We start from the raw sequence: 17167 nt of genomic DNA on the forward strand, positions 1-17167 counted from the left end.
CAGGAGCCTATGACGCAGCCCGCTCGGTCTCAACCATGAAGTGCAATGGGGTCAGAGGTCTCCGCGAAAGGCGCGATGTTGGAGCGAGGCGAAGAGGGTGTCTGCTTGGTCTAATGCAGCTTTAACATGGGCACTCACAACAGACGCGTCCGCTAAGCGCTGTTCGAACGTGTTCTGCTGCTCTAGTGGCGGTGTAATTATCGGCAGGGTCTTAATCTTTGCACCTGTGAGGTGTGCGATTGTCGCGGATGAAATAAAGTCCGATAACTGCCCAGTGTGTGCAGCAATGTAGAACCAAAATGCAATAAAATTTGCTGTTGCTTTCGTTGGGTCCACGCGTGCCCTGTGCAGAGCCTTCTGGTAATAAATTTCAGTTTCATCATGTTCCCAGACCGCGCACCGTCCAGGTTCACCCCCCTCACAGATCAAGAGGTCGCCCTTTTCTACTTTGAACCTAGACAGCTCATTTTCTGCAAATTCCATTTCAAATACTTCGGACAGATCAAAGCCGAACCACCGGACGTTCACATTGCGCAGGTAGGGCCTAGTTCTGATACCTCTGAATTTGCCTTTGTCCAGCATTTTACCCAAGCGCACGTCAGCGATTTCGCCAAAAGGCCTCGTCGGGAAACGGCTGTTTCGAAGATCCCCAAACATCTCATGAAAGATCGCCTGGCCGAGGGTGTTCATGGTGTCGAGGGCGCGGCTGCGGAGGCGGCAGAGCTTTGCTGCCTGATCCAAAATTCCCGCGATCCGCTTCTGCTCCTCCAATGGGGGGAGAGGGATGGATAATCCTCGAAGGACATCCAACTTAATGCCTTTCACCGTAGCGCCGGTAGCTTGTTCGAGGAGGCGATCACTGTTTGCTAGAAGAGCGTTGTATAGATAACGCGTGTCAACGCCGGGCTGAGGAATGAGTGCCTTCAGGTCTTGGTTAATCGCCAAGTCTATTGTGTTGATGGCGGCTTTGCCTACGGCCATTCGCGTGGGAACGATGATGTTGCCGGCTGGAATGATTTGCGTTGCAGATGCGGCGACTCCTTCAGCAGTTATGTGATCCACGGTCCTAGACAGTTCACTACTCTTGAAGTCTTTGACGGATGCCCAAGGTATGTCACCGCCCCAATAGGCTGAGACTTTCTTGTCCGGGGTGCCGCCTCCCTTGATCTCAACCAATTCGCCCAAGGCTACGAATTCACTCATCCCAACATCCCCTCAAGCCGGTCCAGCCCTTCGGTGATCTCGGCCTCGAGCGCCCGCAGCTCGGCGATGATCTCGGCGGGCGCCTTGTGGCTCACCTCCTCGTGCTCGATCTCCTTGTAGCGGTTCAGCGACAGGTCCCAGGATCCGGTGGCGACGATCTCCGCCCTGGGCACCATGAAGCTCTGCGCGGTGCGGGGATTGGCGGTCTCCGCCTCCCGCGCGGTCCAGCGGGCAAGGATGTCCGGCAGGTTGTTCTTCGCATGTTCCTCTGCCGTCAGCGCCTGTTCCGGTACCGGGCCGAGCCTGGCCTCCTCCAACAGGGGCGTGCGCTTGTCGTCCAGGCTGAACCCGTCCGCCGTCATGTCGTAGAACCAGACATTATCCGTGCCGCCCGAGTCGGTCTTGGTAAACACCACGATGGCGCAGGACACCCCGGCGTAAGGCCTGAACACGCCCGAGGGCAGCTTGATGACGGCATCGAGCTTGTGATCCTCGACCAGCATCCGCCGGATGTCCTTATGCGCCCTGGACGAGCCGAACAGCACTCCATCGGGCACGACCACCGCCGCCCGCCCGCCGATCCGCAGCAGCCGCAGGAACAGCGCCATGAACAACAGTTCGGTCTTCTTGGTCTTGACGATCTTCTGCAGGTCCTTGGCGGTGGCATCGTAATCCAGCGATCCGGCAAAGGGCGGGTTGGCCAGGATCAGCGAATAGGCCCCGGCATCGCCGCCGTGCTCCTCGGCCAGGCTGTCGCGGTAGGAGACATCGGCGTTCTCGACCCCGTGCAGCGTCATGTTCATCGCTCCGATCCGCAGCATGGTCGCGTCGAAGTCGAAGCCGTGGAACATGTGGTTGTGGAAGTGATCGCGGCTTTCCCTGTTGCGCAGGATGGCCGGATGCTGCTGCCGCAGGTATTCGCCCGCCGCCACCAGGAAGCCGCAGGTGCCTGCCGCCGGGTCGCAGATGATGTCCTGCTGGGTGGGCGCCATGATGTGAACCATCAGCTTGATGATATGGCGCGGGGTGCGGAACTGGCCGTTGGTGCCCGCGCTCGCGATCTTGCCCAGCATGTATTCATAGACGTCGCCCTTGGTGTCGCGGTCGTCCATGTCGATCTCGTCCAGCTTCTCGACCACCTTCGACAGCAGGTTCGGGTTCGAGAAACCCAGCCGCGCGTCCTTCATGTGGGTGCCGTAGGAGGACCCTTCCTCGCCCAGCTTGCGCAGGAAGGGAAAGACATGTTCGTCCACGATGCGCATCATCTCGCGCGCCTCGAAGTTCTTGAAACGGGACCAGCGCAGGTTGTCGTAGGGCTCGCCCTTGTCGTCGGCGCCCACAGGAAAGATGCGCCGCGCCATCGGCTGGTCGAGCATCACGGCCTTTTCCTCTTCGCGGGTGTGGATCTCGTCTAGCTGCTTGATGAAGAGCAGAAAGGTCAGCTGTTCGATCACGGCCAGCGGGTTGGAAACCCCGCCGGACCAGAAGGCGTTCCATATCTGGTCTATCTGAGAGCGGATGGTGCCTGTGAGCATTGGGGTGCGCCTGTCCTTTGATTTCGGCCCTTAGTAGGAAGCCGCGCATCCCGGGGCAATCGAGAATGCTGCTGGCAGGGGCGGGGGCGGGGTCATGTCGTGACCGGCCGCGTTCCACCTATCGCTGCCATTGGGCCAGGGTGTCACGAAGGTCCGGGTCCCGCCGATTGCCTCAGTCCGCCGCGATCCTGATCACCGGTTGCATCTGGGCCAATGTCTCGTCGCTCAGATGGCATTTCACCTGATGCCCCTGGGCCAACTGCCGCAGCGGCGGCACTTCGCGGTCGCAGAGGTCGCCGGGAACCTGCGATTTCCAGCGGCAGCGGGTCTGGAACGGGCAGCCGGGCGGCGGGGTCATGGCGGACGGCACGTCGCCCTCCAGCACGATATGCACCTTCTCGACCGAGGTATCGGCGATCGGCACCGCTGACAGCAGTGCCTCGGTATAGGGGTGATAGGGCGGGCTGAACACCTGATCGGTGCTGCCCAATTCCACCACATGGCCCAGATACATCACCAGTACCCGATCGCTCAGGTATCGCACGATGGAAAGATCATGCGAGATGAACACAAGCGTGGTCTTCTGCTCGCGCTGGATCTGCATCAACAGATCGGTCACCGCCGCCTGCACCGAGACATCGAGCGCCGAGACAGGCTCATCCGCCACCACGATGCGGGCATCCCCGGCAAAGGCGCGGGCGATCCCCACGCGCTGCTTCTGGCCGCCTGACAATTGTCGCGGCATCCGGTCGGCGAATTCGCGCGGCAGTTTCACCAGATCGAGCAATTCTAGCATCCGCTCGCGGCGGTGCGCCGCGGTCTGGCCGACACCGAAGACCTCCAGCGCCCGGATGATCTGCCGGCCCACGGTCATCGCGGGGTTCAGCGTGTCGAAGGGGTTCTGAAACACCATCTGCACCTCGCTCAGGGTGCACGCATCGCGCGCCTCGATCGGCAGCGCTTCGATGTTGCGCCCGCCGAGCCTGATCTGTCCTGCGGTCGCCGTCTCCAACCCCATCAGCACCTTGGCAAAGGTCGACTTGCCACAGCCGCTTTCGCCGACGATGGCTAGGGTTTCGCTCTCCCGGGCCTCGAAGCTCAGCTCTTCATTGGCCTTGATCGGCCGATGCGTCCGGCCCCGGAACAGCGTGTTGGCCGCCACCTCATAGTATTTCTTCAGCTTGTCCACCCTCAGCACGACTGGCCCGATCTCGGGCCGGGGCTGTTCCGCGCCAGTCGGCATCGGCGCGTCCCAGTCGATGTCCTGAAACCGCAGACAGCGGCTGGTATGGCCTTCGGCACCTGGAACATTCGCCAGCGCGATATCGCCGGCATCGCAGCGTCCGGCCTCGAAATAATCGCAACGCGGGCCGAAGGTGCAGCCGGGCGGGCGTTGGTGGGGCAGGGGGAAGGTGCCGGGGATCGCCCTCAACGGTCGGTGGGTCTTGTCCGTCCCGGGCAGCGGGATCGACTGGAACAACGCCCGGGTATAGGGGTGGCGCATGGCGCCGAACAGATCGGGAAGGCTGCCTCGCTCGACCGCCTCGCCGGAATACATCACGCAAAGCCGGTCGCAGGTCTCCCGCACCAGTCCGAGGTTGTGCGAGATGAACAGCATCGCGGTGCCGTATTTCTGCCCCAGCTCCTTCAGTAGATCGACCACCGCCGCCTCCACCGTCACATCAAGCGCGGTGGTGGGCTCATCGAGGATCAGCAGCGATGGCTCCGACATCAGCGCCATGGCAATGACGATCCGCTGCTGCTGTCCGCCCGACAACTGATGCGGATAAGCGTTCAGGATCCGCGCTGGATCGGGCAGTCTGACATCGACCGCCATCTGCAATGCCCGTGCATAGGCCTCTTTCCGCGACAGGCCTTGATGGATCATCGGCACCTCCATCAACTGGCGACCGATCTTCATCGCCGGATTGAGGCTCGCCATCGGCTCCTGATAGATCATTGCGATTTCGTTTCCGCGCAGCGCCTGCATTTCATGGTCTGACATCTGGCTCATGTCGCGGCCCTTGAACTTGACCGTGCCGCCGGTGATCCGACCGGTACGGCCCAGATCACGCATCACCGCCAGTGCCACGGTGGATTTGCCGCAACCGCTCTCGCCGACCAGACCCATCGTTTCGCCCGGCTGTACCGAGATCGAGAAATCCAGAACCGCAGGGATTTCGCGCCGCCGCGTGAAGAATGAGATCGACAGCCCGTCGATCTCCAGAATGGGGCCCTCATCTGCGGATTGCATCATGGTCATTCTCCCGTGAGGGCCGGTGCGCCCTGTCTTTCGGCTCTTTTTCTGGCGTCAAATATCCCGGGGGTCCGGGGGCTGGCCCCCGGCGGCGGGTCAATCTTTCAAACTTTCCTCCCGCAGCCCGTCGGCCAGCAGGTTCAACCCCAGAACCAGGCTGAGCAACGCCAGCGCCGGCGCCAGTGCCGCATGCGGATAGATCGACAGCAGCTTGCGACCCTCGTTGATGGTGCTGCCCCAGTCGGGGCTTTCCGGCTCCAGCCCGAGCCCGAAGAAGCCGAGCGTTCCCAGAAGGATGGTGGTATAGCCGATGCGCAGGCAGAAATCGACGATCAGCGGGCCGCGGGCATTGGGCAGGATTTCCCACAGCATGATGTACCAGGGGCTTTCGCCGCGGGTCCGGGCGGCGGCGATGTAATCGCGGGTCTTGATATCCATCGCCAGCCCGCGAACGATGCGGAACACCATGGGCGAATTGACGAAGACCACGGCGACGAAGATGGTCAGGATCGACAGATCGTCCGGGACGAAATCGAACGGCCAGAAGGCGATGGCGCTGTCCGGTGCCCCGGAGTTGATCGCTGCGGCATAGACCAGAAACAGCGGCACCAGCACGACGATCAGCCAGAGCCACATCTTCCCGGGCTGGCTGGCGAACCGCGACCGGATCAGCACGGCGGAAAACACCAGGGGGAAGGCGAATAACGCCGCCGCCATGTATTGCGGCAGCCCGGTCAGTCTGATCTCGGGCGCGACCAGCAGATAGAACAGCAAGATCACCGGAAAGGCTAGGATCAGGTTGGCCAGAAAGCTCAGCAGCGTGTCGCGCCGGTCGCCGTAATATCCGGCGGGCAGGCCCAGGGTGATGCCCACCATGAAGGCAAAGAGCGTGGCCAGCGGCGCAATGATGATCACCGTGGTCGCGCCCCTCACCATCCGGCTGAACACATCGCGCGCCAGATTGTCGCCGCCCAGCAGATACCAGCCATATTGCCCGGCCTCGGCGGCGCGCAACGGCGTGCCGGGCGCCTTGTTCTTCATGCCGGAAAGCTGCGCCAGCGGATCGTGGGTCACGATCATGTCGAAGGGGGCGAACAGGCCGGTGAACAGCCAGAACATCACCAGCCCCAGGCCAATCATCCCGACCGGACTGTAGAACAGCTTGCCATACAGTCCGAGCCGGCGCCTGAAGGCGAAAGAGACCGAGAACAGCAGGACCAGGGCAAACCAGACCGGGGTGAAGCGATAGAGGATGTGGCCGATGATCTGGAAGGGGGTCAGAGGATCCATGTGTCCGATTGCCTGTCACGAAATCCGGATGCGCGGGTTCAGGTAGACATATCCGATGTCCGAGAGGAGCTGCGTGGTCAGAACCACCAGGACCGACACCACCGAGACCGCCAGCAGAAGGTCGATGTCGTTGTTGCCGGCCGCCTGTACCAATGTCCAGCCGAAGCCCTTGTAGTTGAACAGGGTCTCGACGATGACCACACCGTTCAGCAGCCAGGGGAATTGCAGCATGATCACCGTGAAGGGCGCGATCAGCGCGTTTCTGAGCGCGTGTTTGATCACGACATTGGAAAACGACACGCCTTTGAGGCGGGCAGTGCGGATATATTGCGCCGCCATCACCTCGGCCATGCTGGCCCGCGTCATCCGCGCGATATAGCCCATGCCATACAGCGCGATGGTCAGGACAGGCAGGAAGAAATTTTCGAAATTGGCGTGATCCATGGCGCCGGTGGCGGTCCCCTTGAACCATTTCAGCCCGACGCTGGACGAAGCAAACACGGCGATGAGGATCACCCCCGAAACATATTCCGGGGTGGCCGTGGTGATGATCGACAGGCTGGACAGCCCCCGATCCAGCCAGGACCCTTCCCGCATCCCGGCCAGGACGCCGACGATCAGGGCCAGCGGGACCATCAGTGCCAGAACCCAGAGCATCAGCTTGCCGGTCAGCCCCAGCCGTTTGGCGACGATGGTCGAAACCTCTTCGCGGAACACGGTGGAAAAGCCCCAGTCGCCTTGCAAGACCCCGCAGAACCGCGGCGCTCTGGCGGCGGCCTCCGGCGCGATGGTTCCGTCAAGACAGCGTCCGGTGACGCCCTGATCGGTCTCTTGCCGCCAGCCCGGAACCACCCCCAACCATTGCCCGTAGCGCAGCGGCATCGCCTCGTCATAGCCGTTTCGCTCCAGCCAGCTCGCCACCGCCTCGTCGGACATGCGGAAATTGCCCTGGGTCTTTGCCAGCTTTTCCAGGTTGGGCCGGAGATTGGTCAGGACGAATACGATGACCGTCAGGCACAGGGCCGTCAGGATCATCATGCCCACCCGGCGAAGCAGAAAAAGTCCCATGGGCCCCCTTGTCGGTCAGGCGTTGCCATCGTCCGGATGCGCAGGCACCGTGCGGCGGGAATGTTGCATCAAGGTTGCGGGCCGCCCCCCGGGGGCAGCGGCCCGCCTTGGTCACGGGGGGGCGATCAGGCCGCCCAGGCCCATTTGTAATGGTGGTGTTCAAAGGTGATATGCATCTCGGTGCCGATCAGGCCGGGGCGCATGTGGCGGTAGAGCGAGCGCCAATAGGGTTGGATCGTCACGCCTTCCTCCTGGATCAGCGCTTCGCCCTTGGCGACGATCTCGCGGCGCTTGTCGGCATCGGCGATGGCCAGCGCCTGTTCCAGCAGCGCGTCGAATTCCGGGTTCGACCAGCCGAATTCATTCCAGGCCTCGCCAGAGCGATAGGCCAGCGCCCAGATCTGCACCCCCAGCGGGCGGTGGTTCCAATTGGTCGAACTGAAGGGATATTTCGTCCAGTCGTTCCAGAAGGTCGCCCCGGGCAGAACCGTGCGTTTCACCTTGATGCCGGCATCGCGCAACTGGGCGGCGACCGCATCGGCGGTGTTCTTGCGCCAATCGTCGTCGATCGAGATCAGATCATGTTCGAAATCGAGCATCCCGGCCTCCTCCATCAACGCCCTGGCTCCGGCCGGGTCGGCCTTGAGCGGCGGCAGCTTGGCGTATTCGGGGTGGATCCGGCAGACATGATGATTTTCGGCGATCTCGCCACGGTCGCCATAGCCCAGTTCCAGCAGGACGGCATTGTCCACCGCCATGCTGAGCGCCCGGCGCACCCGCTTGTCGGCATAGGGTTGCTTGCCGTCGATCTCGGCCAGTTGGTTGGGCCGGATCACCAGGGTGGCGGCGGTCACCACCTCGGATTGCACCAGGCCGATGTCGTTCATGATGTCGATGAATTCGCCGACGGATTCATAGAGCATATCGACCTCTTCGGCTTCAATTGCCGCCAGCCAGGCCGAAGGATCGGTACCGTAGTCGATATATTCGATGGTATCGAGATAGGGGCCGCCGTAGATGTCGGTGCCCCACCAGGGATGGTCGGCAGCGCGTTCCAGCCTGGCGGAGAGACCGACGTCGATCCGGGTCAGCTTGTAGGGGCCCGTGCCGATCAGCTCGTTCGGCTTTGCCGGGTCGTAGCTGGCGTGAACGATTGCTGCGGGATAATCGGCAAAACCCGGAATGATCGAGATATCGGGAAAGGAGGTATGCAGCACCACGGTCATCGGATCGACGATCTCGATGGCGCCATCGCGGGCCTTGCCGGTGTCGGGGTCGATCAGAGACGACACCCGGGCGGCCATCGAATTGCCCTCGACGTTCTTTTCGCACCAGCGTTCAATATTGCGGGCGACATCGGCGGCGGTGAAGTCCTCGCCTGTATGCCATTTGATCCCGGGGCGGATCCTGAGCCGATACTCAGTAGCATCCTCGTTGGCTTCCCAGCTTTCCAGCAACATGCCGCGAAAGGAGCCGTCGTTTTCGTATTCGACCAGATATTCGCAGGTACCGCGGGTGGTGCAGGCGATTTCGGACCAATCGGCGCTGCGGGTGTCCTTCAGCGCCTTGACCTGCATCTGGACCCGCAGGGTGCCGCCCATCCGGGGCGTGCCTTCCAGCGTCTGCGCCTGCGCCGGGAGTTCCCCGATCAGACCGTAGGCGGCGGTGACGCCGACGCCCAGTGCGGTGACACGGGTGAGGAATTCGCGCCGGCTCAGCTTGCCGTCGGCATATTCACCGGCGTGCATCCGCGCTGCGGGATGAATGCACTCGCGGGGGGTGGTGATCGGTGTCATGGATATCTCCCTGTCATGCGGGTGGTTCGGTGGCGATCGGCGAAACGGTTCGCGCGACTTCGGGCCGCCCTTGGCAGATTTATGCGGCATCCCCGGATGCCATGGTTCCCCATGGGGTGTAGTCGGCACCGGCAATCCCTTCGCGTCAATGGGTACGATCTATGTTAAAGGGTAGGAGTGCGACAGCCAGATGTCAAAAAAGCGACTTTCGAGGTCACCGCATTCTGCCGCCGGTCATGCAGTCGCGGGGCCGCCGGATTACATCGCGCGGCGCAACGCAGTGGGCGGCTGGCCAGTGTGCTGCTGGACGAAACGGGTGAAATAGGCGGCGCTGCCAAAGCCAAGATGCCGGGCGACATCCTGGACCGGGGTGTCGGTGGAAATCAGCAGTCGCCGCGCCGCATAAAGCACACGTTCGGTCAGCAGCGCCGCAGCGGTGCGGCCCGTTTCGGTGCGGCAGACCCGGGTCAGATGGGTGGGGGTGACCCCGAGCCGCTGCGCCAGCTCTGCCATGGTGGCGCCACTGGCGTATTCGCGGACCAGCAGATCGCAATAGCCCTGCACCAGTTTCTGGGCTGCGGTGGGGGGCGGGCCGGCGGCGGCGTCCATGTGGCGGCGCAGCCAGATCGCGATCAGTTCGGCATAGGCGTGCATGGCTGACTGGTAAAGCGGCTGTGCGCCGGTCTGTTCGCGGCCCATGGCCTCGAAGAGCGCGGTGAGATCGCCCTGGCTGGCGGCGTCGCGCATCCGCAGGTGCTGGACGCCGCCGGGCAAGGTCAGCCCGCTGGAAGGCGGGATCAGCAGCACCTGTCCGAAGCCGCTCCGCATCATCTCGATCGCCATCAGGCGACGGGCGGGGATGAACAGCGCGTTATGCGCGCCGATGCCGCGGCGCTGCCCCTCAAGCAGGGCGACCCCCTGGCCACGGGTGATCCAGATCAACAGATGTTCGGCCCGGTCATGAACCAGTTCAAGCTGCCAGGCGCCGCGCTGGGAAAGCTGCGCAAGCGTGACAAGCCGGATGTCGGTCAGTTCTGTCGGGTCATAGGCCATGTGGTCGGAGGGGACATCCCTGGGCGGAGATTTCCAGCCACTAGACCACCTTGAGCCGAATCGAACAAGTCGAGGCCGTAGGTTTGCGCTTCATTCCGCCGGAATGACCGGGTGCCAGCGCCGCATCCGTGACCGGAACCAGGTGCGTTGCCGCTTGGCGAACTGGCGGGTGGCAATGGTGGCGGCCTCACGCGCCTGCTCCAGCGTCAGCCGGCCGTCAATATGGGCCATCAGTTCGGGCACTCCGATCGCCTTGCACGAGGGCAGGGCCGGATCATAACGGTCGCGCATCGCCGCCACCTCGTCGAGCGCGCCCTGCGCAAGCATCAGATCGAAGCGCCGGCCGATCCTGTCGTTCAGCCAATCCTTGTCCACATCGAAGACCAGCGGCACCGTCGCCGAGGCGGGCAGCAGCGGCGGCGGCGTATCGGCCTGCCAATCCGCCAGCGGCCTGCCGGTGGCGCGCTGCACTTCCCAGGCGCGTTGGACCCGGGCGCGGTTGCGCTGATCGAGCCCGGCGGCGGTGGCGGGATCGAGATCGGCAAGCAGCCGGTCGAGCGGGATCAGGTCGGCCTCGGCCCGGATCTCGAGCGGGGTGGCGGGGATCTGGGCCAACCCTTCGGTCAGGGCGAGGAAATAGAGCCCGGTGCCGCCGACGATGATCGGCCGGTCGGGCCCCTGCAGCAGCGGCGCCACCTCGCGCAGCCAATGTCCGGCGGAATAGGGGGCGTCATAGGGCAGATGGCCATAAAGCCGGTGCGGCGCCTCGGCCTCTTCGTCGGCGCTGGGGCGGGCGGTGATCACTCGCCAGCAATCATAGACCTGGCTGGCATCGGCGTTGATGATCACCCCGCCGGCGCGCCGCGCGATTTCCAGCGCCAGGGCCGACTTGCCGCTGGCCGTGGGGCCCGCGATCAGCACCGGGCGATCGTCGGGGATTTCAGGCAGCGCGGTCAGGCCCGATCGCGTTTGCAATGTCTTCATGGGGGTGGTCCGTTTTCCCGAATGCACAATTTCGCGTCGATCCCGGCGCTTGTTGCATTGAACCCGGCGGCGATTTCCGACATTTTGGCGCGAAAATAACCCCGTGCCAGAGCGGAGCGCAACATGACCTCTTCCGAAACAGCCGAAACCCAGACCTCGCCGGTGAAATACAAACGCGTGATGCTGAAGATATCGGGGGAGGCTTTGATGGGGGATCAGGGCTTTGGCCTGCATCCGCCCACCGTCGAACGCATCGCCCGCGAGGTCAAGGCCGTGCACGACCTGGGGGTCGAGATCTGTATGGTGATCGGTGGCGGCAATATCTTCCGCGGCCTGTCGGGCAGCGCCCAGGGGATGGAACGGACCACCGCCGACTATATGGGGATGCTGGCGACGGTGATGAACGCGCTGGCGATGCAGAGCGCGCTTGAGGGGCTGGGGGTGTTCACCCGGGTGATCAGCGCCATCCGCATGGATGAGGTCTGCGAGCCCTATATCCGCCGCCGCGCCGTGCGCCATCTCGAGAAAAAGCGGGTCTGCATCTTTGCCGCGGGCACAGGCAACCCCTATTTCACCACCGATACCGCCGGCGCCCTGCGCGCCAACGAGATGGCCTGCGAGGCGATCTTCAAGGGCACCAAGGTGGATGGGGTCTATGACAAGGATCCGCATAAGTTCGACGATGCCAAACGCTATGATACCGTCAGTTATGACGAGGCGCTGGCCAAACGGCTGGGGGTGATGGATGCCGCCGCCATCGCACTGGCGCGCGACAACAATCTGCCGATCATCGTCTTTTCGCTGGACGAACCGGGCGGCTTCCGGGGCATCCTGGCGGGCGAGGGCACCTATACAAAGGTCTATGGCTAAGGCTATAGACCCTGCAAGCAACAATCCGAACAATCCGAATAACCCCAGGGGGTGGGCAGCATGTCCGAAGATTTCGAACTCGATACCGATGCATTGAAACGCCGCATGGACGGCGCCATGGCGAACCTGCGCACCGAATTCGCTTCGCTGCGGACCGGGCGTGCCTCGGGCTCGATGCTGGAGCCGGTCATGGTCGAGGCCTATGGCCAGATGACCCCGATCAACCAGGTCGGCACTGTCAACGTGCCCGAGCCGCGCATGGTGACGATCAACGTCTGGGACAAGTCGATGGTCAACAAGGTCGAAAAAGCGATCCGCGAAAGCGGTCTGGGTATCAACCCGCAGCTCAACGGCACCATCATCATGCTGCCGATCCCCGAGCTGAACGAGGAGCGCCGCCGCGAACTGACCAAGGTGGCCGGTCAATATGCCGAACACGCCCGCGTCGCGATCCGCAACGTCCGGCGCGATGGCATGGATCAGATCAAGAAGGCCAAGTCCGATGGCATGTCCGAGGACGATCAGAAGTTCTGGGAAACCGAGGTGCAGGAGCTGACCAACAAGATGATCGCCCTGGTCGATGAAGCGCTTGAGGCCAAACAGGCCGAAATCATGCAGGTCTGACCCAGATCATGCCCGATGCTTCGGATACCGGCCAGCAAACAGCCACGTCGGCCCCGCGCGGTCCGCGCCATGTTGCCATCATCATGGATGGCAACGGTCGCTGGGCGCAGGCACGCGGCCGGCCACGGCTGTTCGGTCACCACGCCGGCGCCCGCCGGGTGCGTGAGGTGGTCGAGGCCTGCCCGGCGCTCGGGGTCAAATATCTGACCATCTTCGCCTTTTCGACCGAGAATTGGAAACGTACTCAGACCGAAGTCGCTGGGCTGATGAGCCTGTTCCGCCGTTATATCGCCAAGGAAATGCAGGCGCTCGCGGCCAAGAACGTGCGGGTGCGTTTCATCGGCGATCGGGTGCGGCTGGATGCCAAGCTGATCACACTGATGGATCAGCTCGAACTGCAGACTGCGGGCAATGACGGCACCCATCTGACCATCGCGCTGAATTACGGCGGCCGCGACGAGGTGGCGCGCGCCACCAAGCGGTTGGCGCAGGATGTGGCCGACGGCAAGCTGAAGCCCGAGGATGTCGACGAGGAAACCCTGCCGAAATACCTCGATACCTGCGTGCTGCCCGATCCCGATCTTGTGATCCGCACCAGCGGCGAGGCGAGGATTTCGAACTTTCTGCTCTGGCAGTCGGCCTATGCGGAATATGAATTCATCGACACGCTCTGGCCCGATTTCTCGGCCAATGAACTGGCGCGGCTGTGCCACAGCTACGGCTGCCGCGATCGCCGGTTCGGCGGGGTGAAAACATGAGCGGCGCGGCGGGCTCAGGGCGCTGGGGCGATCTGACCGCGCGCCTTCTGTCGGGGCTTGTGCTGGCGGCGCTGGGGCTTGGTGCGGTCTGGCTGGGCGGCTATGTGTTCATCACCTTCGTGTCGGTGGCGATAGGGCTGATCGTCTGGGAACTGACCCGGATGATGCCGCCCGATGTGGCGCCGCGTTCGGTGGCCATGGGGCTGCTGGCCGGGGTTTCGGCCTTTCTGGCGATCTATCTCAAGGCCGGTTTCGCTCCGCCGATGCTGCTGCTGCCGGCGGCGGTGGGATTCTTCTGGCTGCCCGAACACCGCCGTATCTTCGTGCCGTACCTGATCTTCATCCTGCTTGCGGGGTTCGGGATGATGTCGGTGCGCAACGAATTCGGCTTTCCGTGGATGCTGTGGCTGGTGGCCGTGGTGGCGGGAACCGATATCGCCGGCTATTTCGCCGGCCGGATGCTGGGCGGGCCGAAGTTCTGGCCGAAGATCAGCCCGAAAAAGACCTGGTCCGGCACTGTGGCTGGCTGGCTGGTGGCGATGATCGTCGGCTGGGCCTTCACCTTTGTCACTGGGGCAGGCGCCTGGCTGATTGCGCTCTCGGCACTGGCCTCCTTTGCCTCGCAACTGGGGGATATCGCCGAAAGCGCGGTGAAGCGGCGGGCGGGGGTCAAGGATTCCAGCTCTCTGATCCCCGGGCACGGCGGGCTGTTCGACCGCTTCGACGGTATGTTGGGGGCGGCACTTCTGGTGTTGGCGGTGATGGAGCTGACGGGCTATCCCCCCGGAGCCCTGTGATCAACCGGCTCTCTATGAAAAGGCAAGATACATGCGGCGGGTGACGATCCTGGGGGCGACCGGCTCCATCGGGCAGAACACCATTGACCTGATCCGGCGCGATCCCGGCGCTTTCGATGTGGTCGCCTTGACCGGCGGCGCCAATATCGCCCGGTTGGCCGAAGACGCCCGCGCTCTTGGCGCCGGACTGGCGGTTACCGCCTATGAGGATCGGCTGGAGGAACTGCGCGCCGCACTCTCCGGCACCGGGATCGAGACTGCGGCGGGTGCCGAAGCGATCCGCGAGGCCGCGACGCGACCGGCCGACTGGGTGATGTCGGCGATTGTCGGCGCCGCCGGCCTGGCGCCGGGGCTTGCTGCCCTGGAACAGGGGGCGACGTTGGCCCTGGCCAACAAGGAATCCCTGGTTTGCGCCGGTGATCTGGTGCTGCGCACCGCCCGGGCGCACGGGGCCCGTATCCTGCCGGTGGACAGTGAACATTCTGCCGTGTTCCAGGCCCTGGTGGGCGAGGATATGGCGGCGGTCGAACGGGTGGTGATCACCGCCTCGGGCGGCGCCTTCCGGGACTGGCCGCTGGAGCGGCTGCGTGGCGCCACCGTTGCCGAAGCCTCGAGCCATCCGAATTGGGACATGGGGCAACGGATTACCATCGACAGTGCTTCCATGTTCAATAAGGCCATGGAAATAATTGAAGCAAAAGAGCTTTTTGGAATTCAGCCCGATCAGATAGAGGTGCTGGTTCATCCTGAATCTATGATCCACGCGATGGTGGGATTCGTCGATGGTGCCTTGATGGCCCATGTCGGCCCGCCGGACATGCGTCATGCCATCGGATATGCGCTGTACTGGCCGGAACGGCGCGGCCTGCCGGTGGAACGGCTGGATCTGGCAAAGATCGGTCAGTTCACCTTTCGCGCACCGGACGAGGGCCGTTATCCGGCGCTGCGCCTGGCGCGAGAGGTGATGACGGCGGGTGGACTTGCCGGCGCGGTCTTTAATGCGGCAAAGGAACGCAGTCTCGATCATTTCATCGCCGGCCGCATCGGATTTCTCGACATGGCGGCGGTGGTCGAAACGGTTCTGGAGCGCTACGCTGGACTGCGACGCAATGACGATGCAGCGATGACCCTTGATAACGTGCTCCTGATTGACCATCTCGCCCGGGAGTGGGCCGATGAGACGGCGGTGAAGAAAGCAGGATAAGACATTGAATATTGTTGAGATGATTCCGCAGTTTGGCGGGCTGGTTTACACTTTGATCGCTTTCGTCGTGGCCTTGTCGGTGATCGTCTTCGTGCATGAGTTCGGCCATTATATCGTCGGCCGCTGGAGCGGCATCCATGCCGAGGTCTTCTCTCTGGGGTTCGGCCCGACGCTGATCAGCCGGGTCGATAAACGCGGTACCCGCTGGCAGATCGCCGCGTTGCCCTTCGGCGGCTACGTCAAGTTTCTGGGCGATGCCGATGCCACCTCGGGCAAGGACGCCGAGACGATGGCCGACATCTACCGCCGCAATCCGGAGGAACTGCGCCACACCATGCATGGCGCCCCGCTCTGGGCCCGGGTGCTGACGGTGGCGGCGGGGCCGGTCTTCAACTTCATCTTTTCGATTGCCGTCTTTACCGGCGTGTTCATGGCGCAGGGCGTTGCCCGCGATCCGTTGACGGTGGGAGACCTGCACCCGATGCCGGGGCTTGAGAACGGGTTGCAGCAAGGCGATGTGGTGCTGGCGATCGCCGGCATGCCGACGCCGTCGTTTCAGGATGGTGTCTCATGGCAAAGCTTTCTGGACGGTCTGCCGCATGCCCGCACGCTGGACTATCGCGTGCGCCGCGCCGGGCAGGAGATCAGCGCCGCGGGGCCGCATCCGTTCCCGGCCTATGTCTATCGGGTCGCGCCGCGCAGCGCGGCGGTGGACGCGGGGCTGCGCCCGGGGGATGTCATCACCGAAGTGGACGGCACGCCGGTCTATGTCTTCGCCGATCTGAAAAAGGCGGTCGAATCCTCTGACGGGGCGCCGGTGCTGTTGACGGTCTGGCGCGACGGGGCGGAATCGAAATTCACCCTGACGCCGCGCCGGGTGGACGAGCCGGCTGCCGATGGCGGTTTTACCACCCAGTGGCGGATCGGGATCGTCGGCGGCATGGCCTTCGAGCCGGCGACCGCCACCGCCGGTCCCGCCCAGGCCTTTCTGGGCGGCGTGTCGCAGACCTGGGCGATCATCACCGGGTCCGTTTCCGGCCTGTGGCACATGATCACCGGCGCGATCAGCACCTGTAACATTTCCGGCCCGATCGGCATTGCCGAAACCTCTGGCGAACTGGCCAGCCAAGGCGCGCAGACCTTCATTTCGTTCATTGCCACGCTGTCGACGGCGGTGGGTCTGCTGAACCTGTTCCCGATCCCGGCGCTCGACGGTGGCCATCTGGCATTTTACGCCTATGAGGCTGTGTTCCGCCGCCCGCCCAGCGACAGGGCGCTCAAGGTGCTGATGACGGTAGGGCTGACGCTGATCCTGTCGCTGATGTTCTTCGCTCTCGGCAACGATCTGTTCTGTTGATCTGAGCCGGGGCGCTGTTGTCTCCGCGCCGATGCTGTTGGCGCGGCATCGACGCCCCGGTTTCGCCAAAATGCCGCCACATTCCGCCCGTAGGGTCCAGTCGCGAACAGCGATCTGAAACGCCAAAAAGGGCAGAAGATGCGGAACCTGCATTTTTCCACGCGTGGTCTTGGCCTGCTGATGCAGTTGAACTGGGATCTGCTTCTCTATGTGACGACTATAATCCTCGCCCTCACGGCTGGGGGCTGGTTGCTGCGCGTGATGTGATCGTGATCCCTCTGGCGGCGTTGTCGCGCTGTCGGGACGGATCGGGCAATTGGCCTTTTGACATCGCTCGGCAATCCCGATACTCACGTTTTCAATGTCTGTAA

At 63.2% G+C, this 17167-nt stretch carries 14 protein-coding genes; 6 read left to right on the plus strand and 8 right to left on the minus strand.

All coding sequences use genetic code 11. The features are described from left to right. Nucleotides 1-51: 51 nt before the first annotated feature. From G455_RS0101960 to miaA, 8 genes are all read right to left on the minus strand, one after another. Nucleotides 52-1203 (minus strand): restriction endonuclease subunit S, encoded by a 1152-nt coding sequence (locus G455_RS0101960; protein ID WP_028092129.1) that lies wholly within the window; start codon nucleotides 1201-1203, stop codon nucleotides 52-54. Continuing rightward, entirely contained in the window at nucleotides 1200-2738 is a 1539-nt protein-coding gene (locus tag G455_RS0101965) for a type I restriction-modification system subunit M (protein ID WP_028092130.1), read from the minus strand. The genes G455_RS0101960 and G455_RS0101965 overlap by 4 nt, the downstream gene beginning before the upstream one ends. Nucleotides 2739-2910: 172 nt before the next feature. Beyond that, nucleotides 2911-5001 (minus strand): dipeptide ABC transporter ATP-binding protein, encoded by a 2091-nt coding sequence (locus tag G455_RS0101970; protein ID WP_407636230.1) that lies wholly within the window; start codon nucleotides 4999-5001, stop codon nucleotides 2911-2913. 90 nt (nucleotides 5002-5091) lie between these two features. Continuing rightward, a complete protein-coding gene (locus tag G455_RS0101975) occupies nucleotides 5092-6285 on the minus strand; it encodes an ABC transporter permease (RefSeq protein ID WP_028092132.1) in 1194 nt (397 codons plus the stop codon). Between the two features lie 15 nt (nucleotides 6286-6300). Beyond that, a complete protein-coding gene (locus G455_RS0101980; protein ID WP_028092133.1) occupies nucleotides 6301-7353 on the minus strand; it encodes an ABC transporter permease in 1053 nt (350 codons plus the stop codon). A gap of 125 nt (nucleotides 7354-7478) precedes the next feature. Beyond that, nucleotides 7479-9149: an ABC transporter substrate-binding protein gene (locus G455_RS0101985; RefSeq protein ID WP_028092134.1), complete on the minus strand. Its 1671-nt coding sequence runs from the start codon at nucleotides 9147-9149 to the stop codon at nucleotides 7479-7481. Nucleotides 9150-9407: 258 nt separating this feature from the next. Then, entirely contained in the window at nucleotides 9408-10202 is a 795-nt protein-coding gene (locus tag G455_RS0101990) for an AraC family transcriptional regulator (RefSeq protein ID WP_028092135.1), read from the minus strand. Between the two features lie 90 nt (nucleotides 10203-10292). Further along, nucleotides 10293-11186, minus strand: a complete 894-nt coding sequence (gene miaA / locus G455_RS0101995) for a tRNA (adenosine(37)-N6)-dimethylallyltransferase MiaA (protein ID WP_051312102.1) — start codon at nucleotides 11184-11186, stop codon at nucleotides 10293-10295. A 123-nt stretch (nucleotides 11187-11309) separates the two neighbouring features. Here miaA and pyrH point away from each other — a divergent pair, with 123 nt between their 5' ends. Genes pyrH through rseP form a run of 6 tightly spaced genes read left to right on the plus strand, consistent with a single transcriptional unit; the run spans nucleotide 11310 to nucleotide 16796 of the window. Continuing rightward, nucleotides 11310-12056, plus strand: a complete 747-nt coding sequence (pyrH, locus tag G455_RS0102000) for a UMP kinase (RefSeq protein ID WP_028092137.1) — start codon at nucleotides 11310-11312, stop codon at nucleotides 12054-12056. Between the two features lie 60 nt (nucleotides 12057-12116). Beyond that, nucleotides 12117-12680, plus strand: coding sequence for a ribosome recycling factor (gene frr, locus G455_RS0102005; RefSeq protein WP_028092138.1), 564 nt, complete (start codon nucleotides 12117-12119; stop codon nucleotides 12678-12680). 8 nt (nucleotides 12681-12688) lie between these two features. Beyond that, nucleotides 12689-13438 carry an isoprenyl transferase gene (locus G455_RS0102010; RefSeq protein ID WP_028092139.1) on the plus strand — a complete coding sequence of 250 codons (750 nt, stop codon included), beginning with the start codon at nucleotides 12689-12691 and terminating at the stop codon, nucleotides 13436-13438. Continuing rightward, nucleotides 13435-14235 (plus strand): phosphatidate cytidylyltransferase, encoded by an 801-nt coding sequence (locus tag G455_RS0102015; RefSeq protein WP_028092140.1) that lies wholly within the window; start codon nucleotides 13435-13437, stop codon nucleotides 14233-14235. The genes G455_RS0102010 and G455_RS0102015 overlap by 4 nt, the downstream gene beginning before the upstream one ends. A 31-nt stretch (nucleotides 14236-14266) precedes the next feature. Next, nucleotides 14267-15439, plus strand: coding sequence for a 1-deoxy-D-xylulose-5-phosphate reductoisomerase (gene dxr / locus G455_RS0102020; protein ID WP_028092141.1), 1173 nt, complete (start codon nucleotides 14267-14269; stop codon nucleotides 15437-15439). Between the two features lie 4 nt (nucleotides 15440-15443). Continuing rightward, nucleotides 15444-16796 carry an RIP metalloprotease RseP gene (gene rseP, locus G455_RS0102025; protein ID WP_028092142.1) on the plus strand — a complete coding sequence of 451 codons (1353 nt, stop codon included), beginning with the start codon at nucleotides 15444-15446 and terminating at the stop codon, nucleotides 16794-16796. The last annotated feature ends 371 nt before the right edge of the window (nucleotides 16797-17167 follow it).

Origin of the sequence: Pseudodonghicola xiamenensis DSM 18339 (genome assembly GCF_000429365.1) — a bacterium.
Taxonomy (GTDB): Bacteria; Pseudomonadota; Alphaproteobacteria; order Rhodobacterales; family Rhodobacteraceae; genus Pseudodonghicola; species Pseudodonghicola xiamenensis.

What these genes read in the sequence shown, in the direction of transcription:
- G455_RS0101960 (WP_028092129.1), bottom strand. Translation starts at nt 1,203, where the DNA reads ATGAGTGAATTCGTAGCCTTGGGCGAATTGGTTGAGATCAAGGGAGGC.
- G455_RS0101965 (WP_028092130.1), bottom strand. Translation starts at nt 2,738, where the DNA reads ATGCTCACAGGCACCATCCGCTCTCAGATAGACCAGATATGGAACGCC.
- G455_RS0101970 (WP_407636230.1), bottom strand. Translation starts at nt 5,001, where the DNA reads ATGACCATGATGCAATCCGCAGATGAGGGCCCCATTCTGGAGATCGAC.
- G455_RS0101975 (WP_028092132.1), bottom strand. Translation starts at nt 6,285, where the DNA reads ATGGATCCTCTGACCCCCTTCCAGATCATCGGCCACATCCTCTATCGC.
- G455_RS0101980 (WP_028092133.1), bottom strand. Translation starts at nt 7,353, where the DNA reads ATGGGACTTTTTCTGCTTCGCCGGGTGGGCATGATGATCCTGACGGCC.
- G455_RS0101985 (WP_028092134.1), bottom strand. Translation starts at nt 9,149, where the DNA reads ATGACACCGATCACCACCCCCCGCGAGTGCATTCATCCCGCAGCGCGG.
- G455_RS0101990 (WP_028092135.1), bottom strand. Translation starts at nt 10,202, where the DNA reads ATGGCCTATGACCCGACAGAACTGACCGACATCCGGCTTGTCACGCTT.
- miaA (WP_051312102.1), bottom strand. Translation starts at nt 11,186, where the DNA reads ATGAAGACATTGCAAACGCGATCGGGCCTGACCGCGCTGCCTGAAATC.
- pyrH (WP_028092137.1), top strand. Translation starts at nt 11,310, where the DNA reads ATGACCTCTTCCGAAACAGCCGAAACCCAGACCTCGCCGGTGAAATAC.
- frr (WP_028092138.1), top strand. Translation starts at nt 12,117, where the DNA reads ATGTCCGAAGATTTCGAACTCGATACCGATGCATTGAAACGCCGCATG.
- G455_RS0102010 (WP_028092139.1), top strand. Translation starts at nt 12,689, where the DNA reads ATGCCCGATGCTTCGGATACCGGCCAGCAAACAGCCACGTCGGCCCCG.
- G455_RS0102015 (WP_028092140.1), top strand. Translation starts at nt 13,435, where the DNA reads ATGAGCGGCGCGGCGGGCTCAGGGCGCTGGGGCGATCTGACCGCGCGC.
- dxr (WP_028092141.1), top strand. Translation starts at nt 14,267, where the DNA reads ATGCGGCGGGTGACGATCCTGGGGGCGACCGGCTCCATCGGGCAGAAC.